Here is a 21,571-nt window from a genome sequence, read left to right on the forward strand (position 1 = left end):
ATGCCGAACGTCGAGCACATCACCCAGACCGTCAACCGCTACCTCGAGCTGGTCGCCAACGGAAGTGCTGATGAGATCGCCGAGCTCTACGCAGACGATGCGACCGTCGAGGACCCGGTGGGCGGCGGCGAGGTGCACATCGGACGGGCCGCCATCCGCGGCTTCTACGCCAACGTCGAGAACATCAAGAGCAAGACCGAACTGGTGACGCTGCGGGTCGCCGGGCACGAGGCTGCGTTCCATTTCCGGCTCACGCTGGACTTCGGCAACAGCGGCATGCGGATCGAGCCCATCGACGTCATGGTGTTCGACGCCGACGGCAAGATCTCGGCGATGAAGGCCTACTGGTCGCCTGCTGACACCGTCAAGCTGTAGGGCGGGCTCAGAACACCGCGAACCACATGGCGATGTAGTGGCAGATCGCCGCCACCGCCGTGCAGGCGTGGAAGAACTCGTGGTGGCCGAACGTCGTCGGCCACGGGTTGGGCCACTTCAGTGCGTAGAGCACGCCACCGATGCTGTACAGCGCGCCACCGACGATCAGCAGCACCACCGCCGCCACGCCGGCGCCGTTCATGATCGGGCCGATGAACCAGGCGGCCACCCAGCCCAGCAGGATGTAGAGCGGTACCCCCAGCCAGCGCGGCGCCGACGGCCAGAACATCTTCAACAGGACGCCCGCGATGGCCCCGCCCCAGACGATCCAGAACAGCACCATGCCTTTGGATTCCGGCAGGGCCAGCAGCGCGAAAGGGGTGTAGCTGCCCGCGATGAAGATGAAGATCATCGAGTGGTCTGCGCGCTTCATCCACTTGCGGGCGTCCGCTGATTTCCAGGTCACCCGGTGATAGGTGCCACTGACCGCGAACATTGCCACGATGGTGAAGGTGTAGAGCAGTGTCGCCAGGCCGGCGCGAGTGGACTCTACCGACCACGACACAGACACCAAGGCAGCACCGGCGATGAACGCGACAACCGCCGAATAGACGTGGATCCAGCCGCGGGCGCGCGGCCTGCCGAGGAACTGGGCGACGCCGTCGGCGACAGCCTCGGGCAGATCTTCGGCGGGTCTGCTCCCTGCTGCCGCTGAGCGGTAGGGCTTGGTGGCATCGATCGGCGCGGCTTGATCCGTGCTCCTCGCGTCCGCGGTCATATCGGTGCTCCTCGCGTCCGCGGTCATGTCACCTCCGTTTAACAGCCATGAGTTCGCTGACTATGACAGTAGTCTGGATTCTCGTGGACATCATTCCCCCGCGGCTCAAAGAACCGGCCTACCGGCTCTACGAGATGCGGTTGCGTCAGGAGTTGGCGCAGTCCAAAGCCCAACTGCCCCGGCACATCGCGGTTCTGTGCGACGGCAACCGGCGGTGGGCGCGTGAGGCAGGTCACGACGATGTCAGCATCGGCTATCGCATGGGCGCGGCCAAGATCGCCGAGATGCTGCGGTGGTGCCAGGCCGCAGGCATCGAAATGGCGACGGTGTACCTGCTCTCGACCGAGAACCTGCAACGCGACCCCGAAGAGTTGTCCGGCCTGATCGAGATCATCACCGACGTGGTCGAAGAGATCTGCGCGCCGGCCAACAAGTGGAGCGTGCGCACGGTCGGCGATCTGTCGTTGCTCGGCGACGAACCGGCCCGCCGGTTGCGCGAGGCAGTGGAGAGCACCAACGGCAACGGCGGCAAGTTCCATGTCAACGTGGCGGTAGCCTACGGTGGCAGGCAGGAGATCGTCGACGCCGTCCGCTCGCTGCTCAACAAGGAGCTCGCCAACGGCGCCACCGCCGAGCAGCTCATCGACGCCGTGACCGCCGAGGGCATCTCGGAGAACCTCTACACCTCGGGCCAACCCGATCCTGATCTGGTCATCCGGACGTCGGGGGAGCAGCGGTTGAGCGGATTCCTGTTGTGGCAGAGCGCCTATTCGGAGATGTGGTTCACCGAGGCGTACTGGCCCGCGTTCCGGCGCGTGGATTTTCTGCGCGCGCTGCGCGACTACACCGCGAGGCACCGCCGCTTCGGCAAGTAGGCGCGTGCCACACTGGGATTCATGGCTGCGCTGTCGGCGGTGGTCTTCACGCTCAGCTGGTGGCTGGGGCTCTATCTGCTTGCCCGCGACCCGCGCAAACCCGTTCTGGTGTGCGCCGCGATCGGGCTGACGAGCTTCGCAGTCGTCGTCGCCCTCGATGCCGTCCGGCTCATCAGCGGATCGGAGCTGCTCAGCCGCATCGAGATCTACCTGGTCGCGCTGCCGGGCATCGCCTGGTTCGCGGTGATGATCGAGCTGTCCCGGCCCAGTGACAGCTGGCGTGCCCGGGCCGGGGAGTTCGCCGCGATCTTCGCTGTCGCGGTGCTTGCCTTCGCCGGGGCCGCGCTGGCCGGCAGCGTCGTAGGGCCGCTGCGCCCGGGGCACTGGGTGATGTTCGCGGTGATATCCCTGGCCTCGCTCGGCGCGATGATCAAGGCCGTCATCGGTGGGGCCAAGCCCGGATCCGTGGTGGGCTTCATCATCGTCGCGACACTGTTCTTCGCGCTCGGCAACGCGATCATCGTCATTCCGCTCGGGCTGCTGCCGAGCTGGCTGGCGTTGGCGTCCACCGGTTTTGACGTCGCACTGCTGGGTATCGCGGTGGCCATCTGGGACGCGTTCGACGAGGGGCAGGCCCTGCGCGCCGACATGCGGCGATCGATTCTCGGCACGTTGGTGATCGCGGTGCCGTTCGGCGCCCAGGCTCTCATCGGTGCGGCCGTGCTCGCCGGCAACGGCCGGGTGGCGATGACGGTGCTGCTGTTCACCAGCCTGGCTGTCGCCGTGGCGGTGGAGGTGCTCGCCGATCCGCTGGCCGGGCTGCTCGACCGGCTGGCGTTCTCGCGGTCGCCTGCCCTGCGCGCCGACCGCGAGGCGCTGCGCCGGACGGAGGCCGCGTTGCCGCTGCGGTCGGGCAGCCCGCTCGACGATATCGACGACGACGCGTTCGCCCGACTCACCCGCCGCGCACTGGGGCACTACGGCGACCTCTCCAAGCTGATGGCAAGCCCGCTGACCGCACTGCCCGCCATCGACGCTCGACTGGCGCAGCGGGGCGCGGCCGATCAACCGCTCGAGCGAGCAAATGAACTCAAGGCGCTGCTGGCCGATCGCATCGCGGCGCTCAAGCCTCGCGACGGTGGCGACTTCGGTACCACCGAGCAGTGGCGGCACTACAACTCGCTGTACTTCCCGTACGTCGTCGGAGTGCGTGCCTACGCGCAGAACGCCACCGCGGCAGGCCTTGACCCGGTCGCTCGGCAGGCCTGGCAGTGGTTGGTCACCGAAGTGCCGCAGCGGTCGTTGCACAACTGGCAGAACGCCGCGGCCAAGGTGATCGCCGCAGACCTGCGCGGGAGCTTGGTCCATGCCTCGACCCCGGCGGCGCAATAGGGCCTGACCTGCGGTTGGCAGTGCTTGGCAGTGTCCGGCGTCGATCTGGCAGTGCGTCGTGAGCAATGTCGGAGGTGTTCGAAAAGCTCGACACCGCCTCATTGCCGAGGAGCCAACCATGACCGCCTTCGTCACCCGACCACTTCACCGATCCGCCCCCAGAGGCGGCACCGCGGAAGCCGCCCTGCTGCGGTTCGCGCTGCGCGCCGACGCCACGGTGTGCGCGGCGCTGGGCCTGCTCGGCGCCATGGTGGCTGATCCACTGGCCCGGCTGGCCGGCATGACCGCGACAACCGGTTGGCTCGTCGGCGCGGCCCTCGTCAGCTACGGAGCGCTGCTCTATGCCCTCGCCGCGTTACCCGACATCCGCCGCGTGGGCACCGCCGTCTACGCCGGCAACGTGGCCTTCGGAGCGGTGGCCGTCACGGCGGTCCTGGCCGGATGGTTGCCGCTGACCGCGCTGGGCACCGATCTGCTGCTCGGGTTCGTCGCCATCACGCTGGGCCTGGCCTGGCTGCAACACCGCGGAGTGCGCCGTCTGGCGTGACCTGTACCCGCCGGTGCGGGGGCCGCATCCGTAGAGGTTGCGGCTGTGGTCCTCGCACCGTGCTCACCCTCAACACCCACCAAGAAGGAGAATCATGACCGCCATCACCACCCCTCGCACCGCAAGCGCATCCGACTCCCTGCTGCGGCTGGCCATGCGGGTCGACGCGATCTGCGTCGGAATCACCGGCATCGTCCTGCTCGCCACCGCCGGGTGGTTCTCGGATCTCACCGGTCTGCCCAAGTCCATCGAATACGGCGTCGGCATCTTCTCGGTCGGCTACGGCGTCGTGGTGTTCGCGCTCGCGGCCATGGACCGGGTGCGCCCCGCAGGCATCGGCACCGCCGTGGCCAACGCGCTGTGCACCGTGATCGCAGTGGCCGCCGTGCTCACCATGACGCTCACCACGGCAGGCGGCGTCATCGTCATCGCCACCGGTATCTACACCGCGGTGATGGCGGAATGGCAGTTCATCGGGGTCCGCCGAATCCGGGCGTAACACCGCACTGCCGAGTGGCCAGTTGTTGCACGCGAATCGCGAGAATGCGTGCGACAACTGGCCTTTCGGCGGTCAGAGTTTCCGTAGCCGCAGCCGGTTGATGGCGTGGTCGGCATCCTTGCGCAGCACCAGGGTGGCGCGCGGGCGGGTCGGCAGGATGTTCTCGATCAGGTTGGGCCGGTTGATGGAATGCCAGATGTCGCGCGCGGCGAACACGGCCTGCTCGTCGGTCAGCGTCGAGTAGTGGTGGAAGTGCGACGCCGGATCGGCGAATGCCGTCGAGCGCATGGTCAGGAAGCGTGAGATGTACCACTGCTCGATGTCTTCGATGCGCGCGTCGACATACACCGAGAAGTCGAAGAGGTCGGACACCATCAGCGCAGGGCCCGTCTGCAGGACGTTGAGCCCCTCCAGGATGAGAATGTCCGGGTGGCGGATGATCTGCTTCTCGCCGGGCACGATGTCGTAGAGCAGGTGCGAATACACCGGTGCGCAGGCCTCGTCGGCCCCTGATTTCACCGCGGTGACGAACCGCATCAACGCCCGGCGGTCGTAACTCTCCGGGAAACCTTTGCGGTGCATCAGGTTCCGACGGTTGAGCTCTTTGTTCGGGTAGAGGAAACCGTCGGTGGTCACCAGATCGACACGCAGGTGGTGTTCCCAACGGGCCAGCAGGGCTTGCAGCACACGTGCGGTGGTGGACTTGCCGACCGCCACGCTGCCCGCGACCCCGATCACGAACGGCACGGGCCGGTCCGGGTTCTGCTGCGGCTCACCGAGGAACTCCGCGGTGGCGGCGAACAGCCGCTGGCGTGCGGCCACCTGCAGGTGGATCAAACGGGCGAGCGGCAGGTAGACCTCTTCCACCTCGAGGAGGTCGAGCTTCTCGCCCATGCCGCGCAAGCGCAGCAGTTCGTCCTCGGTGAGTTTCAGCGGGGTCGACATGCGCAGCGAACGCCATTGGATTCGGTCGAACTCCACATAGGGGCTCGGCTCGCTGGGCCGCGGCATTCGGTCAGTCTTACATTTACGGTTGAGGGCATGGACTCCGGTATCGACATAGGGGCGCCCTCAGATGCGTTCATCCGCGAATATCTGCTGCTCGGTTTGCGCTTCGACCGCGTCGAGGAGGGCTACGTCGACTCGTTCACCGGCGACCCGGCATTGCGTCGCGCTGTCGAGAACGAGCCCGCGCCCGACCCTGCGGACCTGGCCCGGCAAGCCGACCGACTCCTCGGTGAGATTCCGCAGGATCTGGAGCGCGACCGCGCCGAATATCTCGCCGCGCACCTGCGCGCGCTGAACTGCGCGGGGCGCAAGTTCGCCGGTGAGCAGGTCGGCTTCGTCGACGAGGTGCAGGCCTACTTCGACGTCCGGATCACCAAGGGCGATCCCGAGCGGTATCGGGAGGCGCACGCCAAGCTCGACGAGGCGCTCGGCGGCGCGGGCCCGCTGGCCGACCGCATCCAGGCGCATCGAACGGGCGACGAGATCCCGCCGGAACGTCTCGAGGAGTGCATCCACGCGTTCTCCTCGGCGCTGCGCGACCGGGTGCGTGCCGAATACCCGCTGCCCGACACCGAAACCATCACCTACGAGGTGGTCACCGACAAGCCGTGGTCGGGCTTCAACTACTACCTCGGCGACTACCGCTCGACGGTGGCGGTCAACGCCGACCTCAAGCAGCAGATGGCCAACCTGCCCCGGCTCGTCGCCCACGAGAGCTATCCCGGCCATCACACCGAGCACTGCCGCAAGGAGGCCGGTTTGGTGGCGCGGCAGGGCCAGCTCGAACAGACGATCTTCCTGGTCAACACCCCGCAGTGCCTGATGGCGGAAGGCTTGGCCGATCTGGCCCTGTACGCCGCCATCGGACCGGGCTGGGGCGCCTGGGCGTCGGAGATCTACGCCGACCTGGGTCTGCGCTTCGACGGCGAGCGCGCCGAAGCCGTGTCCGAGGCGATGGCCGGGCTGGCCGACGTGCGTCAGGACGCGGCGCTGATGCTGCACGACGAGCACCGCGACGTCGACGACGTGGTCGCATTTCTCAAGCGGTGGCTGCTGGTCAACGACGAGCGGGCGCGGCAGATGCTGCGGTTCTTGTCCTCGCCGCTGTGGCGCGCCTACACCAGCACCTACATCGAGGGTTACCGGCTGCTGCGGGCCTGGCTCGATGCACGGCCCGACGGCGTGACGTTGACTTCGCGGTTCGGCAGGCTGCTCGATGAGCCGCTGATCCCGTCCACGTTGCGGGCTTAGGCTCGGAAGGTGAATGAACTCCGGCAGGACATTCCTGCGCTGGCTACGCCGCTCAACGTCCTGTTGGTGCTGTGGATGGTCGTGGGTCGGGGACTGTTCGTGCAGATGGGATGGATGGCGCTATTCGGCATCCTCGCATCGCCGATATTGCTCTTCCTCCTGTGGCTGACGACGCGGATGATGCGTGAGCGTGGGCGCCGTCCGCTCACCTCCGGGCAGGCCTGGGCTCAGATCGTGTTGTGGGCAGCGATGTTGGTGTTCGGGCTTGCCTGCGTCGACAGTGGCGACAGCCCCACCCCCTTTCCGTCGGTGCTGATGAAGCTGCTCGGCGAGGGGCCGGCGATGAAGACCGTCAGCGATGTGCTGTGCGCTGCATCGGTTTTCGTCGGGATCGGCGCGTGGATCGTGTTGCACGGGAAGCTGACCAAGGACATCGCGGCGACGCCGCCTGCTCAACAGCCGTATCCCTACCCCGGCTACCCGCCGGGCCAAACCGGCCCGGGACCATTGACCTGACCCGCCACGACTAGGCTGAACGCCATGGCAGCTGACTCGTCGTCCACCCCATCTTCTGTGCCTGCGGCTTCGGGCGCCGATTACGCCGATACCGCCAGCGCCGCCTATCAGGCCGCGCTGCAGGTGATCGAGTCGGTCGAGCCCCGGGTGGCCGCGGCCACCCGCAAAGAGCTTGCCGACCAACGGGATTCGCTCAAGCTGATCGCGAGTGAGAACTACGCTTCGCCCGCCGTGCTGCTGACCATGGGTACCTGGTTCTCGGACAAGTACGCCGAGGGCACGGTGGGGCACCGGTTCTACGCAGGCTGCCAGAACGTCGACACCGTCGAGGCGCTGGCCGCCGAGCATGCGCGCGAGTTGTTCGGCGCGCCCTACGCCTACGTGCAGCCGCACTCCGGCATCGACGCCAATCTCGTTGCGTTCTGGGCGATCCTGGCCACCAAGGTCGAGGCACCCGAGCTCGCCAACCTCGGCGCCAAGCACGTCAACGATCTGTCCGAGGCCGACTGGGAAACCCTGCGCAACAAGCTGGGCAATCAGCGGCTGCTGGGCATGTCGCTGGACGCGGGTGGTCACCTGACCCACGGCTTCCGGCCCAACATCTCCGGCAAGATGTTCCACCAGCAGAGCTACGGCACCAACCCGGAGACCGGGTTCCTCGACTACGACGCCGTCGCCGCCGCGGCCCGCGAGTTCAAGCCGCTGATCCTGGTCGCCGGCTACTCGGCGTACCCGCGGCGCGTGAACTTCGCCAAGATGCGGGAGATCGCCGACGAGGTCGGCGCGACGCTGATGGTCGACATGGCGCACTTCGCAGGTCTGGTGGCGGGCAAGGTGTTCACCGGTGACGAGGATCCGGTGCCGCACGCACACGTCACGACCACGACGACACACAAGTCGCTGCGCGGCCCGCGCGGCGGCATGGTGCTGGCCACCGAGGAGTTCGCGCCCGCAGTCGACAAGGGCTGCCCGATGGTGCTCGGCGGCCCGCTGTCACACGTGATGGCCGCCAAGGCCGTCGCGCTGGCCGAAGCCCGCCAGCCCGCGTTCCAGGCCTACGCACAGCAGGTCGCCGACAACGCCCAGGCCCTCGCCGACGGCTTCACCAAGCGCGATGCCGGGCTGGTCACCGGCGGTACCGACAACCACATCGTGCTGCTCGACGTGCGGTCGTTCGGGCTCACCGGCCGCCAGGCCGAATCAGCGCTGCTCGACGCCGGCGTCGTCACCAACCGCAACTCGGTCCCCGCGGACCCGAACGGCGCCTGGTACACCAGCGGGGTCCGGCTGGGCACCCCGGCGTTGACCAGCCGCGGATTCGACGCCGACGACTTCGACCGGGTCGCCGAGTTGATCGTCGACGTGCTGTCCAACACGCAGCCCGACGGATCCTCCAAGGCCAAGTACAAGATGGCCGACGGCACCGCCGAGCGCGTCCACGCGGCGTCCGCCGAGCTGCTCGAAGCCAACCCGCTGTACCCGGGCCTGACGCTCTGAGGCGTCGGGCGGCGGTCAGCGGTGGCCGCCGCCCCCGCCGCCTCCATCGCTGTGGCCGTTGTACCCGGGCTGGGCGATCTCGTCCTCGGTGAGTTGATCGCTGGTGTCAGGCACCATGGTCGGCACGCATGACAGTGAGTAGCTGTCTTGCACGTCACTCGACGAGCACTCGTCTTGGGCAAGAGCGCGTGGCATCGAACCGGACGTCGCAGCCGTGATCGGCAGGAGCGCCAAGCCTGCGACAGTGGCGGCGACAAGCATTCGGCGGGCCGGTGGGTGGAGGGTCATGGCTAAGCGTAGAGCGCATCTGTGCAGGTAGATTTGGGAATCAGGAGACTCACAGGAGCCGTTGGCGTGGCGTGCGACACGCCGTCCTGCCCCGATTTCAAGGAATGTGTGTACTAGGGTTACAGTTACTTCATGGCACAGAAACCTGTCCCTAATGCGCTGACCCTCGAGCTGGAGCCGGTGGTGAGCGCCGAGCTGCGTCGTCACATCGATTCCGAGGATCTCTGGTACGCCCACGATTACGTGCCGTTCGACCAGGGCGAGAACTTCGCATTCCTAGGTGGACGGGACTGGGATCCCTCCCAGGTGACCCTGCCCAAGAAGGTCACCGATGCCCTGGAGATCCTGTTGATCACCAAGGACAATCTCGCCGGATATCACCGCGAGCTGGTCGAGCACTTCATCCTCGAGGAGAAGTGGGGCCGGTTCCTCGGCCGCTGGACCGCCGAGGAGCACCTGCACGCAGTCGCGCTGCGCAACTACCTCGTGGTCACCCGTGAGATCGACCCGGCCGCCAATGAGGACGTCCGCGTCGAGCACGTGATGAAGGGCTACCGGGCCGACCACTTCAGCCAGATCGAGACCCTGGTGTTCATGGCGTTCTTCGAGCGCGCCCACGCGGTGTACTGCCGCAACCTGCAGGCGCAGGTCACCGAGCCGGTGCTCGCGTCGTTGATGGGCCGGATCGCCGGTGACGAGGAGCGTCACGAGGAGTTCTTCGCGAACCTGGTCTCGTTCCTGCTCGAGCAGCACCGCGACGAGGTCGTCGCCGCGATCGCCGCCCGCGCGGCCGACCTCGATGTGATCGGCGCGGACATCGACGCCTACGGCGACAAGGTGGCGCTGGTGGCCGAGGCGGGCATCTTCGACAAGGCCGCGCTGCGCACGGTGATCGCCGATCGCATCACCGCATGGGGTCTGGCCGGTGAGGCCCAGCTCCAGCAGTTCATCAACACTTAACGTGCCGGCGGGTTAGCTACGGCGCGCCTGTCAGGCGCATTCGGCGCGGCGGGGGTAGCGTCGATTCCGATGGCTAGCGACATGCTCTGCTGTCCGGGCGGTACCGATCGTAACGATTGCGAGAGGACCGGCCCCGGTCCTGGTGCCGCAGCGTCCACCGAGAAGTTCGTGTGGGGCCGCGTAACGAGCTTCGCCTCTAGGAGCGCCACGTGACTGATTCGCCTGTCCGTACCTATGTGCTCGACACCTCCGTGTTGCTGTCCGATCCTTGGGCGTGCAGCCGGTTTGCTGAGCACGAAGTGGTGGTTCCGCTGGTTGTCATCAGCGAACTGGAAGCCAAACGGCACCACCACGAGCTGGGCTGGTTCGCCCGGCAGGCACTGCGGATGTTCGACGATCTGCGTCTCGAGCACGGACGGCTGGATCAGCCGATTCCGGTTGGGACACAGGGCGGGACGCTGCACGTCGAGCTGAACCACAGCGATCCGACCGTGCTGCCGCAGGGCTTCCGTACCGACAGCAACGATTCCCGCATCCTGACCTGTGCGGCCAACCTGGCCGCGGAGGGCAAGCGAGTCACGTTGGTGAGCAAGGACATTCCGCTGCGGGTCAAGGCCGGCGCGGTGGGCTTGGCCGCCGACGAGTACCACGCCCAGGATGTCGTGGTCTCGGGCTGGACCGGGATGACCGAGCTGGATGTCGCCGCCGAGGACATCGACGCGATGTTCGCCGACGGTGAGATCGACTTGGCCGATGCCCGGGATCTTCCGTGCCACACCGGAATTCGTCTGCTCGGCGGAAACTCCCACGCGCTGGGGCGGGTCAACGCCGACAAGCGCGTGCAGCTGGTCCGCGGTGATCGCGAAGTGTTCGGCCTCCGGGGAAGGTCAGCCGAACAACGCGTCGCACTGGATCTGCTGCTCGACGAGTCCGTCGGCATCGTCTCGCTGGGCGGCAAGGCCGGCACCGGCAAGTCGGCGCTGGCGCTCTGCGCGGGCCTGGAGGCGGTGCTGGAGCGTCGCACCCAACGCAAGGTCGTGGTGTTCCGTCCGCTGTATGCGGTCGGTGGTCAGGATCTCGGCTACCTGCCCGGCAGCGAGAGCGAGAAGATGGGCCCGTGGGCGCAGGCCGTCTTCGACACCCTGGAAGGCTTGGCCAGTCCGGCGGTGCTCGAAGAGGTGCTTTCGCGCGGCATGCTCGAAGTGCTGCCGCTGACCCACATCCGCGGCCGTTCGCTGCACGATTCGTTCGTCATCGTCGACGAGGCGCAGTCGTTGGAGCGCAACGTGCTGCTGACCGTGCTGTCGCGGCTGGGTGCAGGCTCACGCGTGGTGCTCACCCACGATGTCGCACAGCGGGACAATCTGCGAGTCGGCCGCCATGACGGCGTCGCGGCGGTCATCGAGAAGCTCAAGGGCCACCCACTGTTCGCCCACATCACGCTGCAGCGCAGTGAACGCTCGCCGATCGCCGCGCTGGTCACCGAGATGCTGGAGGAGTACAGCCCCGCTGCTCTTCCCTGAGTGATTCATGTGCACCTCCCGTGACGGTGGGCGTCACGGGAGGTGCACATATCGCCAGCCGGTAGGCTGCCGGGGTGGTGAGACTCCCCAACAGCCAGGCGTGGCGGTGGACCGTGATCGGCATTTTCGTCGCGGTCGTGGTCCTCGTGGCTGGTGCGGTCACCGGGCACGTCCGGCGCGCGTCGGCCGATGACGTCAACTGCGCAGTGGAGAAGTGTGTCGCCCTGACCTTCGACGACGGCCCCAGCCCGTATACCGACCGGCTGCTGAAGATCCTGCAGGCCAACGACGCCAAGGCGACGTTCTTCGAGATCGGCAACAAGGTCGCCGCCAACCCCGAGGGGGCCAAGCGGGTGGTCGAGGCAGGCATGGAGCTGGGCCAGCACACCTGGGAACACCCGAACATGACCACCATTCCGCCCGAGGACATCCCGTCGCAGCTGTCCAAGGCCAGCGACGCCATCGAGCAGGCAACCGGCCAGCGGCCGAAACTGCTTCGCACCGCGGGTGGCCTGATCAACGACCAGGTGCTGGCGGAGGCCAAGAAGCAGGGCCTGGCCGACATCAACTGGGATGTCATCCCGTTCGACTGGGCCAACGACTCGAACACCGCGGCCACCCGGTACATGCTGATGACCCAGATCAAACCCGGCTCGGTGGTGCTCTTCCACGACACGTATTCGTCCACCGTGGATCTGGTGCAGCAGTTCATCCCGGTGCTCAAGGCCAACGACTACCACCTGGTGACGGTCAGCCACCTGCTGGGCCCGCGAGAGCCGGGCACCAGCTACGGCAGCCGCGAGAACGGCCCGCCCGTCAACGGCCTGCAGGACATCCCGCCCGCCAGTATCCCGACGTTGCCGCCGACACCGTCGCCGCCTCCCATGCCGAACTTCCCGATCAAAGACATCCCGGGCGCCAACTCCGGTGGAGTGAACAACGGGGCGTGACGCGCGTCGCGCCCGGTTGAGGACCAAAGACCCTAACCGGATCAGCCATTCGGGACGACGCTGGTGTCATGCCCGACACCATGTTCGACAGCGCCACCATCACCACAGCCGTCCAGCTGGCCTCGCGCGCACCGTCATTGCACAACACCCAGCCGTGGCGCTGGGTGTACACCGGTGAGGCTCTGCAGCTGCATCTCGATCCCGAACGGGTGGTGCGTTCCACGGACCGGTCGGCGCGTGAAGCGGTCATCAGCTGCGGCGTGATGCTCGACCACGTCGTGGTCGCGATGGCCGCCGCGGGCTGGGCCACCGGCGTCGAGCGGTTCCCTGACCCCAACCATCCCGATCACCTGGCCACGCTGCAGTTCAGTCCGCTCGGCTTCGTGACCGACGCACACCGTCGGCGCGCCGACGCGATCCTGGCGCGTCGCACGGACCGGTTGCCGATGGCCGCGCCTGCCGATTGGGAGTCTTTCGAACCGTTGCTGCGGGCCTGGCTGGCCGACGGTCCGGTGCACTTAGACGTGCTGACCGACGAGATGCGTCCGCAGGTGGCCGAGGCCGCCATGCTCAGTGAGTCGTTGCGCCTCTACGACTCCGGATACCACGCCGACCTTGCCTGGTGGACAACGCCTTTCGCGACAACCGACGGCATTCCCCAGAGCGCGCTGGTGTCCGCCGCGGAGAGTGACCGCGTCGCGGTGTCCCGGGCGTTTCCGGTGACCGCTCACGCCGACCGCCGACTGGCCATCGGGGACGACGCCGCGCGCATCGTCGTACTGTCCACCGACGGCTACAGCCGCGCTGACGCGCTGGATGCCGGTGAGGCGTTGTCGAAGGTGTTGCTGGAGGCCACGATGGCAGGCCTGGCGACCTGCCCGGTGTCACAGGTGACCGAATTGCACGCCAGCCGGGACATCGTCGCAAACCTGATCGGGCGGGACGCGTGCCCGCAGGTGCTGGTGCGGATCGGGCTGGCACCCGCGCTCGACGACGTGCCGCCGCCCACCCCGCGCCGGCCCGTCAGCGACTTCCTCACCATCGCTTAGGAATTGGCGATGAGTTTGCGATCGGGCCCGGCGGCGGCGAGACTCAGGAGATGATCAGAGTCTTCCTGGTCGACGACCATGAGGTGGTGCGCCGCGGCCTGATCGATCTGCTCAGCGCAGACCCGGAGCTCGAAGTGATCGGTGAGGCCGATTCGGTGGCCCAGGCGCTGGCCCGAGTGCCCGCGAGCGCACCCGATGTCGCGGTGCTCGACGTGCGCCTACCCGACGGCAATGGCATCGAGCTGTGCCGGGAACTGTTGTCGCGCATGCCCGATCTGCGGTGTCTGATACTGACGTCGTTCACCTCCGACGAGGCGATGCTCGACGCGATCCTGGCCGGCGCCAGCGGCTATGTGGTCAAGGACATCAAAGGTATGGAGCTCGCGCAGGCCATCAAGGATGTCGGGGCCGGCCGGTCATTGCTGGACAACCGCGCCGCCGCGGCGCTGATGGCCAAACTGCGCCACGACGCCGAGCATGCAGATCCGTTGTCGGGGTTGACGCAACAGGAACGCGTGCTGCTCGATCTATTGGGCGAGGGCCTGACCAACAAGCAGATCGCGGCCAGGATGTTCCTCGCCGAAAAGACCGTGAAGAACTACGTGTCGCGGCTGCTGGCCAAGCTCGGCATGGAGCGTCGGACTCAGGCCGCGGTCTTCGTCTCCAAACTCGACCGTTCCGGCTAGGTTGGAACGGTGACCGACGATCTGCGAGGAACGCTCTCGCAGTTGAGATTGCGCGAATTGCTGACGGAGGTTCAGGACCGGGTCGAGCAGATCCTGACCGGACGCGACCGGATCGACGGACTGGTCGAGGCGATGTTGGCGGTCACCTCGGGCCTCGAACTCGATGTCACGCTGAGCACCATCGTGCACACCGCGATCCAGTTGGTCGATGCGCGCTACGGCGCCCTGGGTGTGCGCGGCGAAGGCCACGAGCTGACCCAGTTCGTCAACGAGGGCATCGACGACGCCATGCGGGAGCGCATCGGCCACCTACCTGAGGGCCGCGGAGTGCTGGGCGTCCTGATCGACGATCCGAAACCCATTCGGCTCGACGACATCCGGCTGCATCCGGCGTCCGTGGGCTTCCCGCCGAATCACCCGCCGATGCGCACATTCCTCGGTGTTCCGGTGCGCATTCGCGACGAGGTGTTCGGCAATCTGTACCTGACCGACAAGACCACCGGCCAACCGTTCAGTGAGGACGACGAAGTACTGGTGCAGGCGCTCGCGGCGGCGGCGGGCATCGCCGTCGAGAACGCCCGGCTCTACGAACAGTCCCGGGCCCGGCAGGCGTGGATCGCCGCGACCCGCGACATCGGCACGGAGCTGCTCGGCGGTACCGATCCGGCGAGGGTTTTCCGGCTGGTGGCCGACGAGGCACTCAAGCTGACCGGCGCCGACGGCACGGTGGTCGCCGTGCCTGCCGATGCCGAGGCCGATCGCGGCGACGTCACCGAGCTGATGGTGGCGGCCACCGCTGGCACGGTGCGGGACTGCGGCACCGAGTCGATCCCGGTGACGGGAACGGCGGTGGGCGAGGTCTTTCGGGCAGGCACACCACAACGTCCCGATCTGTTCGAGCTGTGCGGATTCACCGGGCCCGCACTGGTGCTGCCGCTGCGCGCCACTGACACCGTGGCGGGTGTCCTGGTGGCACTGCGCACCGAGGGCGGCCACGCCTTCACCGACGAGCAGATGGACATGGCCGCGGGTTTCGCCGACCAGGCCGCGCTGGCTTGGCAGCTGGCCAGCTCGCAACGCCGGGTACAGGAGCTGGAGATCCTCTCCGACCGGGAGCGCATCGCGCGCGATCTGCACGACCACGTGATCCAGCGACTCTTCGCAGTGGGACTGTCGCTGCAGGCCACCATTCCGCGGGCCCGCTCAACGGACGTGCAGCAGAGGCTGACCGACAGCGTGGATGATCTGCAGGCGGTCATCCAGGAGATCCGCACCGCCATATTCGACCTGCACGGCCGTTCGGCAGGTACGACACGGCTGCGGCAACGGCTCGATGACGTGCTGACCCAGTTCGCCGGCAGTGGGCTGCACACCACCACCCAGTTCGTCGGCCCGCTGTCGGTTGTCGACGCCGTACTCGCCGACCACGCCGAGGCGGTGCTGCGGGAGGCGGTCAGCAATGCGGTAAGGCACGCTGCGGCAACCGAACTCGTCGTGCGCGTGGAGGTGGCCGATGATCTGACCATCACGGTGACCGACAACGGCAGCGGTATCACCGGTGCGGTGACCGAGAGCGGGCTGGCGAACATGCGTGACCGGGCCGCGGCCTCAGGTGGGCAGTTGCGCATCGAAAACCGTTCCGGCGGTGGCACAGTGGTGTGCTGGACGGCACCACTGCCGGCTTAGACCGTCCCGTCCGGCCGGTCAGGCGTCTCGCGGCGCGAGGGCGCTCACCAGTGGCGTGTCGACGCCCAGCCGGCCGAGTGCGGCGGCACCGCCGGGGGTACCGAGCGGTGCATCCCGGCCCGGCAACGTCTCGCTGAAGAATGCGGCATTGTCGGCCAGATGTTGTAGCTGGTCGTCGGGAAGATCGGTTTCGTAGTAGATGGCCCCTGCGTCGCACTCCAGCCGGCACGCACCGCAATCCACGCACTCATCGGGATTGATGTAGAGGGATCGTGCGCCCTCGTAGATGCAGTCCACCGGGCATTGCAGGACACACGCCTTGTGCATGACGTCGACGCATGCGGTTCCGATCACGTACGGCATGGGAAAACCGTACGTAGCCGGACGGGTCGAGGGCGTCGGGCGAAAGTCCTCTTCGCCGAGGACCAAAGTCACTTTCAGTGCCGAGTTCGGCTGCGGGAATTCCGCCGAGCAGACGCAAAGGTCCCCCGACATCGGCGTGTCGGGGGACCTTTGCGTCTGCTCGCGCAGGGAAAGTTACTGGCCGTCCTTCACTTTCGCCATCGCGAGAACGTCGAGGCGCTTGTCGAGCTCGGCCTCCGAGAGCTTGTCACCGATCAGCCCGCGGTCGATCACGGTCTGCCGGATGGTCTTCTTCTCCGCCAGGGCCTGCTTGGCGACCTTGGCGGCTTCTTCGTAACCGATCGCCGAGTTCAGCGGCGTCACGATGGACGGCGAGGACTCCGCGAGCTCGCGCAGGTGCGCTTCGTTGGCCACCAGGCCGTCGATGCAGCGCTCGGCGAAGAGTCGAGACACGTTGGACAGCAACGTGAATGACTCCAGGAGGTTGCGTGCCATCATCGGGATGTAGACGTTGAGCTCGAATGCGCCCGAAGCCCCGCCCATGGCGATGGCGGCGTCGTTGCCGACCACCTGGCAGGCCACCTGGGTAACCGCCTCGGGCAGAACCGGATTGACCTTGCCCGGCATGATCGAGCTGCCCGGCTGCAGGTCCGGCAGCTGAATCTCGCCGAGACCGGTCAGCGGCCCCGAGCCCATCCACCGCACGTCGTTGGCGATCTTGGTCAGCGACACTGCGATGGTGCGCAGGGCGCCGGACGCTTCGACCAGCCCGTCGCGTGCCGCCTGAGCCTCGAAAGAGTCGACGGCGGTCCGCAATTCGGCAAGGCCGGTTTCGTTGACCAGCACCTCGACCACCTTGGCACCGAAACCGTCGGGCGCGTTGAGGCCGGTGCCCACGGCGGTGCCGCCGATGGCCAGCTCACCCAGGCGGGGCAGCGTTGCCTTGACCCGTTCGATGCCTGCCTCGATCTGGCGTGCGTAACCGCCGAACTCCTGGCCCAGTGTCACCGGCACGGCATCCATCAGGTGCGTGCGGCCCGACTTCACCGTGGTCCGCCACTGCCTGGCCTTGGCTGCCAGCGAGGCGTGCAGCACCTCGAGTGCCGGAATCAGGTGGCGCACAGCGGCTTCCGTTGCCGCGATGTGCGTGGCGGTGGGGAACGTGTCATTGGAGCTCTGCGACATGTTCACGTCGTCGTTGGGGTGCACCGTCACGCCGTCGCGCGCTGCGATCGACGCGATCACCTCGTTGGCGTTCATGTTCGAGCTGGTGCCCGAACCGGTCTGGAAGACGTCGATGGGGAACTGGTCGTCGTGCAGTCCGTCGGCGATCTCCCCGGCCGCGGCGATGATCGCGTCGGCCTTCTCCGGTGCCAGCAGACCAAGGTCCTTGTTCACCTGGGCACACGCGGCCTTCAGCAGGCCCAGCGCCCGGATCTGGGTGCGCTCCAGCCCGCGGAACGAGATCGGGAAGTTCTCGACCGCTCGTTGGGTCTGAGCCCGCCACAGGGCGTTGATCGGCACCCGGACTTCGCCCATGGTGTCGTGCTCGATTCGGAATTCACCTTCGACTGCGCTGTCGGCGGACATGTGCTCCCTTTTGTGTGCGGTGGAGTTGTTCGGGTGGATTACGGCAGGGGACGGACTGCGGCCGCGTCACCGATGAAATCGATGGCGGAGTACTCGTTGAGCTTGGAGAGCCGGTGGTAGGCCTCGATCATCCGGACGGTGCCGGACTTGGACCGCATGACGATCGACTGCGTGGTGCAGCCACCGCTGGCGTAGCGCACGCCCCGCAGCAGGTCGCCGTCGGTCACGCCGGTGGCGCAGAAGAAGACGTTCTCGCCGGACACCAGCTGATCGGTGACCAGTACCGCGTCGAGGTCATAGCCCCGGTCGAGGGCCTTCTGCCGCTCGGCGTCGTCCTTGGGCGCCAGCTGGGCCTGGATCGCGCCGCCCATACAACGGATGGCGGCCGCGGCGATGATGCCCTCGGGGGTGCCGCCGATGCCGGCCAGGATGTCGGTACCCGAGTTGGGTCGGCAGGCCGCGATCGCGCCTGCGACGTCGCCGTCGGTGATCAGCCGGATCCGGGCGCCGGCGTCGCGGACATCGGCCATCAGCTTCTCGTGGCGGGGCCGGTCGAGGATGCAGACCGTCACGTCTTCGGCCGAGAGCCGCTTGGCCTTGGCGACCTTGCGGATGTTCTCGCCGATCGGGGCGGTGACGTCGATGACGTCGGCGGCTTCGGGGCCGACGGCGATCTTGTTCATGTAGAAGACGGCCGACGGGTCGAACATCGCGCCGCGCTCTGCGACCGCGAGCACGGAGATGGCGTTGGGCAGGCCCTTGCTCAGAAGGGTGGTGCCGTCGACCGGGTCGACGGCGAAGTCGCAGTTGGGGCCATCGCCGTTGCCGACTTCCTCCCCGTTGTAGAGCATCGGGGCGTTGTCCTTCTCGCCCTCGCCGATCACCACGACGCCGCGCATGGAGACCGAGTTGACCAGCTCCCGCATGGCGTCGACGGCGGCGCCGTCACCGCGTTCTTTGTCGCCGCGGCCGACCCACCTGCCTGCGGCCATGGCTCCCGCCTCGGTTACCCGGACGAGTTCGAGGGCAAGGTTGCGATCCGGGGCTTCGCCGCGAGTGGGACTCATGGGCTGATTCTCCCAGAACCGGCCTGCGCGCTGCGAGCTGGGATACTGCAACCATGACCACCCAGCCCACCCCGGTTCCCAGGCCGGAAAAGTCCCGGTTGCTGCAGGACGGCCGGGACATGTTCTGGTCGATGGCGCCGCTGGTACTGGCGTGTATCGTGCTCGCCGGCATGCTCGGCATGTGCTCGCTGGCGACCGACGGACCGGGCCGCGGTCCCGCGCCGGTGTACGACGCCGCGGCCGGGTTGCGTGCCGACGCCGACGCGCTCAAGATCCCGCTGCGGCTTCCCCAGCTGCCTGCCGGCTGGCAGGCCAATTCCGGTAGCCGCGGCAGCATCGACAGCGGCGCGACGTTGCCCGACGGGCAGCGTGGGCGGGCGGTGTGGTCCCGGGTCGGCTATCTCACACCCACCGGGGCGTACCTGAGCCTGACCCAGAGCAACGCCGACGAGACCGCGTTGGTGTCCTCGATCAAGGCGGGCGGATATCCGTCAGGCACCCAGAACGTCGACGGCGTCACCTGGGTGGTGTACGAGAGCGAAAGCCCCGAGTCGGTGTGGACGACGCGCCTGGCCGGTCCGGTGCAGATCGCGATCACGGGAGCTGGTGGTACGGATGAGTACCGTACGCTGGCAGCGGCGACGCAGAAGCAGTCGCCACTTCCCGTCAAGCGATAACGGATGGAGCTGGTGAATGACCGCACCAGAAGCTGATCTCACCGGTTGGACCGTCGCACCGTTCTCGGCGGCCGACCAGACCTACGACGTGTACCGCAAAGGGGAGGGGCCGGGAGTCGTCCTGATCCCGGAAATCCCCGGCCTGCATCCCGGCGTGCTGGCGCTGGGTAATCACCTGGTGGACAACGGGTTCACCGTCGCCGCCCCGTCACTGTTCGGCACCCCGGGGGCACCCGCGGTACGTCCGGGCGCGGTCCCGGTGATGATGAAGGCTTGTGTGACAAAGGAATTCGCGGCGTTTGCGACCAATGCCGACCGGCCCGTCGCGCATTACCTGCGGGCACTGGCCCGCGATCTCAACGCAAGCACACCCGGTAAGGGCGTCGGCGTGATCGGGCAGTGCTTCACCGGTGGGTTCGCGCTGGCCGCCGCCGTCGACGACAGTGTGCTGGCCCCGGTGCTGAGCCAGCCGTCGGCGCCGATCGCGCTCACCGCGAAGATGCGCCGGGACCCCGGGCTCTCCGAGCAGGAGCTCAAGATCATCGAGCAACGTGCCGCCAACGACGGTCTGTGCGCTCTGGGCCTGCGCTTCAGTGAGGACCGCCTGGCGCCCGGGGCGCGGTTCGGGACGCTCAAGTCGCGGCTCGGCGATGCGTTCGAGGTCATCGAGATCGATTCGAAAAAGGGCAATTCGCACGGGATTTCGCCGATGGCCCACTCGGTGCTCACCGACCAGGTCCGCGAGGTCGACGGGCATCCCGCCTACGAGGCGCGCAAGCGTGTGGTCGAGTTCCTCAAGACTCGTCTGACGGCGGCGTAGCGGGTCCGGCGGCCGGGGCGGTCTCCTCCCGCGGAGCGGCGGTCTTGGTGGTGCCGGTGCGGAACCGGGACCACAGCCGTTTGCGGGGCGCCTCGGCCTCGTGCACCTCCAACTCGACGCCCTTGTAGACCGCCAGGTAGACGCTCACGGTGGTGACGATGATGATCATCAGTACCGGGCCGATCACCAGGCCGAAGAAACCGAACATCGAGATGCCCGCGAAGACCGCGAGCAGCATCAGCGCGGGGTCAAGCCGCGCGGTCTTCGGTACCAGGAACGGGCGCAGCACGTTGTCGATGTTGGTGACGACCAGCAGATGCCACGCCACCACGAAGATGCCACCCGCGACGTTGCCGAAGAACACCATCCCGATGCCGAACGGGATGGTGACGATGCCGCCGCCGAGCGGGATCACCGACAGTGCGGTCAGCAGGATCGCGAAGATGAAGAACCCTTCGTGGAAGCCGCCGATGTAGATCGAGATCGCGCCTGCCACGCCCTGGCACAGCGCGATGACGAACTGACCTTTGACCGTGCCCTTGACCATGGCGCCGGTCTTGGCCAGGTACAGGTCGGTGATCTCCTCGCCGAGCGGGTTGAGCCGACGGATCAACGTGAGCACGCTGTCCTGGTTGACCAGCAGCGATATGAACACGTACAGGAAGATGATCGACGATGTGATGGCGCCGACCATCCCGCCGACCGCGCCCTGCAGGACACTGAGCAGCCATTCGCCGATCCGCTGCGACAGCGTGACGATGGTGCCGCGCAACGATTCCGCGGTGACGTGGATGTGCAGGAACGGCACCCGCTCCAGCAGGGAGTTGACCAGATCGAGGGTCCGGGTGCCCAGCGTGCTCAGATCGGTCCCGGCCACCCAATTGCTCACCGCGTTGACCATCTGGGTGACCTGCACGATGCCGAGGAAGACCAGCAGCGACACCGGCACGATCAACAGCAACAGCGCCCACAGCAGCGTCAGGGTGGCTGACAGCCCGGTGCCGAACCGGCGCAGCAATCGGTGATACAGCGGGGAGAACAGGTAGGCGCCGACGGCGGCCATCACGATCAGGATGAAGAAACTGCGAAGGAAGTAGGCGCCGAGCAACAGTGCGATGACGGTGGTGACCGCCAATGCGCGTCTCTGGGTGAGCGTGAATTGGTTGTCCATGCC

Annotated in this window: 23 protein-coding genes; 16 read left to right on the top strand and 7 right to left on the bottom strand. The window is 67.1% G+C overall.

The genetic code is table 11. The features are described 5' to 3' along the window. On the top strand, positions 1-375 hold the full coding sequence (locus tag BST13_RS09945) for a nuclear transport factor 2 family protein (RefSeq protein ID WP_083163158.1): 375 nt from the start codon (positions 1-3) through the stop codon (positions 373-375). Between the two features lie 7 nt (positions 376-382). Here the strand turns inward: BST13_RS09945 and trhA are convergent, their stop codons facing one another. Next, positions 383-1,153 carry a PAQR family membrane homeostasis protein TrhA gene (gene trhA / locus BST13_RS09950; RefSeq protein ID WP_083163160.1) on the bottom strand — a complete coding sequence of 257 codons (771 nt, stop codon included), beginning with the start codon at positions 1,151-1,153 and terminating at the stop codon, positions 383-385. Between the two features lie 83 nt (positions 1,154-1,236). On the opposite strand from trhA, the gene BST13_RS09955 reads away from it, so the two are divergent. The 4 genes from BST13_RS09955 (at position 1,237) to BST13_RS09970 (ending at position 4,466) form a co-directional block, all read left to right on the top strand. Then, a complete protein-coding gene (locus BST13_RS09955; protein WP_064948258.1) occupies positions 1,237-2,028 on the top strand; it encodes a (2Z,6E)-farnesyl diphosphate synthase in 792 nt (263 codons plus the stop codon). 21 nt (positions 2,029-2,049) lie between these two features. Then, positions 2,050-3,420: a hypothetical protein gene (locus tag BST13_RS09960; RefSeq protein WP_083163162.1), complete on the top strand. Its 1,371-nt coding sequence runs from the start codon at positions 2,050-2,052 to the stop codon at positions 3,418-3,420. 118 nt (positions 3,421-3,538) lie between these two features. Continuing rightward, the gene (locus BST13_RS09965; RefSeq protein ID WP_083163164.1) at positions 3,539-3,967 is read left to right on the top strand and encodes a hypothetical protein; all 429 of its coding nucleotides are present in this window, start codon (positions 3,539-3,541) and stop codon (positions 3,965-3,967) included. A gap of 94 nt (positions 3,968-4,061) precedes the next feature. After that, positions 4,062-4,466: a hypothetical protein gene (locus tag BST13_RS09970; RefSeq protein ID WP_083163166.1), complete on the top strand. Its 405-nt coding sequence runs from the start codon at positions 4,062-4,064 to the stop codon at positions 4,464-4,466. A 72-nt stretch (positions 4,467-4,538) separates the two neighbouring features. On the opposite strand, the gene coaA is transcribed toward BST13_RS09970, so the two are convergent. Further along, positions 4,539-5,477 (bottom strand): type I pantothenate kinase, encoded by a 939-nt coding sequence (gene coaA, locus BST13_RS09975; RefSeq protein WP_083163168.1) that lies wholly within the window; start codon positions 5,475-5,477, stop codon positions 4,539-4,541. A gap of 30 nt (positions 5,478-5,507) precedes the next feature. Between coaA and BST13_RS09980 the strand changes: the two genes are divergently transcribed. From BST13_RS09980 to BST13_RS09990, 3 genes are read left to right on the top strand one after another with little or no spacing between them, the layout of a single operon-like run. Then, on the top strand, positions 5,508-6,725 hold the full coding sequence (locus BST13_RS09980; protein WP_083163170.1) for a DUF885 domain-containing protein: 1,218 nt from the start codon (positions 5,508-5,510) through the stop codon (positions 6,723-6,725). Between the two features lie 9 nt (positions 6,726-6,734). After that, positions 6,735-7,241 carry a hypothetical protein gene (locus BST13_RS09985; RefSeq protein WP_083163172.1) on the top strand — a complete coding sequence of 169 codons (507 nt, stop codon included), beginning with the start codon at positions 6,735-6,737 and terminating at the stop codon, positions 7,239-7,241. A gap of 24 nt (positions 7,242-7,265) precedes the next feature. Further along, positions 7,266-8,738: a glycine hydroxymethyltransferase gene (locus BST13_RS09990; RefSeq protein ID WP_083163174.1), complete on the top strand. Its 1,473-nt coding sequence runs from the start codon at positions 7,266-7,268 to the stop codon at positions 8,736-8,738. 15 nt (positions 8,739-8,753) lie between these two features. On the opposite strand, the gene BST13_RS09995 is transcribed toward BST13_RS09990, so the two are convergent. Further along, complete coding sequence (locus tag BST13_RS09995; protein ID WP_142282765.1) at positions 8,754-9,026, bottom strand: hypothetical protein; 273 nt, start codon at positions 9,024-9,026, stop codon at positions 8,754-8,756. A 132-nt stretch (positions 9,027-9,158) separates the two neighbouring features. Here BST13_RS09995 and BST13_RS10000 point away from each other — a divergent pair, with 132 nt between their 5' ends. The 6 genes from BST13_RS10000 (at position 9,159) to BST13_RS10025 (ending at position 15,880) form a co-directional block, all read left to right on the top strand. After that, a complete protein-coding gene (locus BST13_RS10000; RefSeq protein ID WP_083163178.1) occupies positions 9,159-9,986 on the top strand; it encodes an acyl-ACP desaturase in 828 nt (275 codons plus the stop codon). A gap of 209 nt (positions 9,987-10,195) precedes the next feature. Further along, positions 10,196-11,509 (top strand): RNA 5'-3' helicase PhoH2, encoded by a 1,314-nt coding sequence (gene phoH2, locus BST13_RS10005; protein ID WP_083163180.1) that lies wholly within the window; start codon positions 10,196-10,198, stop codon positions 11,507-11,509. Between the two features lie 116 nt (positions 11,510-11,625). After that, positions 11,626-12,459 (top strand): polysaccharide deacetylase family protein, encoded by an 834-nt coding sequence (locus BST13_RS10010; RefSeq protein WP_425437004.1) that lies wholly within the window; start codon positions 11,626-11,628, stop codon positions 12,457-12,459. A 68-nt stretch (positions 12,460-12,527) separates the two neighbouring features. Then, positions 12,528-13,508: an Acg family FMN-binding oxidoreductase gene (locus BST13_RS10015; RefSeq protein WP_083163184.1), complete on the top strand. Its 981-nt coding sequence runs from the start codon at positions 12,528-12,530 to the stop codon at positions 13,506-13,508. Positions 13,509-13,558: 50 nt separating this feature from the next. Then, on the top strand, positions 13,559-14,194 hold the full coding sequence (gene dosR / locus BST13_RS10020) for a hypoxia response regulator transcription factor DosR/DevR (protein WP_083163186.1): 636 nt from the start codon (positions 13,559-13,561) through the stop codon (positions 14,192-14,194). A 9-nt stretch (positions 14,195-14,203) separates the two neighbouring features. Continuing rightward, a complete protein-coding gene (locus BST13_RS10025; protein ID WP_083163188.1) occupies positions 14,204-15,880 on the top strand; it encodes a sensor histidine kinase in 1,677 nt (558 codons plus the stop codon). Positions 15,881-15,898: 18 nt separating this feature from the next. Here BST13_RS10025 and fdxA read toward each other — a convergent pair whose 3' ends face one another. The 3 genes from fdxA to glpX all read right to left on the bottom strand — a co-directional run bounded on the left by fdxA (position 15,899) and on the right by glpX (position 18,900). After that, positions 15,899-16,243 carry a ferredoxin gene (gene fdxA / locus BST13_RS10030; RefSeq protein ID WP_083163190.1) on the bottom strand — a complete coding sequence of 115 codons (345 nt, stop codon included), beginning with the start codon at positions 16,241-16,243 and terminating at the stop codon, positions 15,899-15,901. 174 nt (positions 16,244-16,417) lie between these two features. Further along, positions 16,418-17,833, bottom strand: a complete 1,416-nt coding sequence (locus tag BST13_RS10035) for a class II fumarate hydratase (RefSeq protein ID WP_083163192.1) — start codon at positions 17,831-17,833, stop codon at positions 16,418-16,420. A 38-nt stretch (positions 17,834-17,871) separates the two neighbouring features. Next, positions 17,872-18,900, bottom strand: a complete 1,029-nt coding sequence (gene glpX, locus BST13_RS10040) for a class II fructose-bisphosphatase (protein WP_083163407.1) — start codon at positions 18,898-18,900, stop codon at positions 17,872-17,874. Between the two features lie 53 nt (positions 18,901-18,953). On the opposite strand from glpX, the gene BST13_RS10045 reads away from it, so the two are divergent. Both BST13_RS10045 and BST13_RS10050 read left to right on the top strand, forming a co-directional pair. Beyond that, positions 18,954-19,577 (top strand): DUF4245 domain-containing protein, encoded by a 624-nt coding sequence (locus tag BST13_RS10045; protein ID WP_083163194.1) that lies wholly within the window; start codon positions 18,954-18,956, stop codon positions 19,575-19,577. 16 nt (positions 19,578-19,593) lie between these two features. Then, complete coding sequence (locus BST13_RS10050) at positions 19,594-20,397, top strand: dienelactone hydrolase family protein (RefSeq protein WP_083163196.1); 804 nt, start codon at positions 19,594-19,596, stop codon at positions 20,395-20,397. Here the strand turns inward: BST13_RS10050 and BST13_RS10055 are convergent. Further along, the gene (locus BST13_RS10055; protein ID WP_083163198.1) at positions 20,372-21,568 is read right to left on the bottom strand and encodes an AI-2E family transporter; all 1,197 of its coding nucleotides are present in this window, start codon (positions 21,566-21,568) and stop codon (positions 20,372-20,374) included. The genes BST13_RS10050 and BST13_RS10055 overlap by 26 nt on opposite strands. Between the last annotated feature and the right edge of the window lie 3 nt (positions 21,569-21,571).

It is taken from the genome of Mycobacterium aquaticum (assembly GCF_002086485.1).
GTDB classification, from domain to species: Bacteria; Actinomycetota; Actinomycetes; order Mycobacteriales; family Mycobacteriaceae; genus Mycobacterium; species Mycobacterium aquaticum.

Bases quoted from the DNA above. Each gene is read 5' to 3' on its own strand.
- BST13_RS09970 (WP_083163166.1), top strand. From the start codon at position 4,062: ATGACCGCCATCACCACCCCTCGCACCGCAAGCGCATCCGACTCCCTG.
- BST13_RS10050 (WP_083163196.1), top strand. From the start codon at position 19,594: ATGACCGCACCAGAAGCTGATCTCACCGGTTGGACCGTCGCACCGTTC.
- BST13_RS10035 (WP_083163192.1), bottom strand. From the start codon at position 17,833: ATGTCCGCCGACAGCGCAGTCGAAGGTGAATTCCGAATCGAGCACGAC.
- BST13_RS10045 (WP_083163194.1), top strand. From the start codon at position 18,954: ATGACCACCCAGCCCACCCCGGTTCCCAGGCCGGAAAAGTCCCGGTTG.
- BST13_RS09990 (WP_083163174.1), top strand. From the start codon at position 7,266: ATGGCAGCTGACTCGTCGTCCACCCCATCTTCTGTGCCTGCGGCTTCG.
- BST13_RS09965 (WP_083163164.1), top strand. From the start codon at position 3,539: ATGACCGCCTTCGTCACCCGACCACTTCACCGATCCGCCCCCAGAGGC.
- BST13_RS10015 (WP_083163184.1), top strand. From the start codon at position 12,528: ATGCCCGACACCATGTTCGACAGCGCCACCATCACCACAGCCGTCCAG.
- BST13_RS09980 (WP_083163170.1), top strand. From the start codon at position 5,508: ATGGACTCCGGTATCGACATAGGGGCGCCCTCAGATGCGTTCATCCGC.
- BST13_RS09960 (WP_083163162.1), top strand. From the start codon at position 2,050: ATGGCTGCGCTGTCGGCGGTGGTCTTCACGCTCAGCTGGTGGCTGGGG.
- BST13_RS10055 (WP_083163198.1), bottom strand. From the start codon at position 21,568: ATGGACAACCAATTCACGCTCACCCAGAGACGCGCATTGGCGGTCACC.
- dosR (WP_083163186.1), top strand. From the start codon at position 13,559: ATGATCAGAGTCTTCCTGGTCGACGACCATGAGGTGGTGCGCCGCGGC.
- trhA (WP_083163160.1), bottom strand. From the start codon at position 1,153: ATGACCGCGGACGCGAGGAGCACGGATCAAGCCGCGCCGATCGATGCC.
- BST13_RS09995 (WP_142282765.1), bottom strand. From the start codon at position 9,026: ATGACCCTCCACCCACCGGCCCGCCGAATGCTTGTCGCCGCCACTGTC.
- coaA (WP_083163168.1), bottom strand. From the start codon at position 5,477: ATGCCGCGGCCCAGCGAGCCGAGCCCCTATGTGGAGTTCGACCGAATC.
- BST13_RS10000 (WP_083163178.1), top strand. From the start codon at position 9,159: ATGGCACAGAAACCTGTCCCTAATGCGCTGACCCTCGAGCTGGAGCCG.
- fdxA (WP_083163190.1), bottom strand. From the start codon at position 16,243: ATGCCGTACGTGATCGGAACCGCATGCGTCGACGTCATGCACAAGGCG.
- BST13_RS09945 (WP_083163158.1), top strand. From the start codon at position 1: ATGCCGAACGTCGAGCACATCACCCAGACCGTCAACCGCTACCTCGAG.
- glpX (WP_083163407.1), bottom strand. From the start codon at position 18,900: ATGAGTCCCACTCGCGGCGAAGCCCCGGATCGCAACCTTGCCCTCGAA.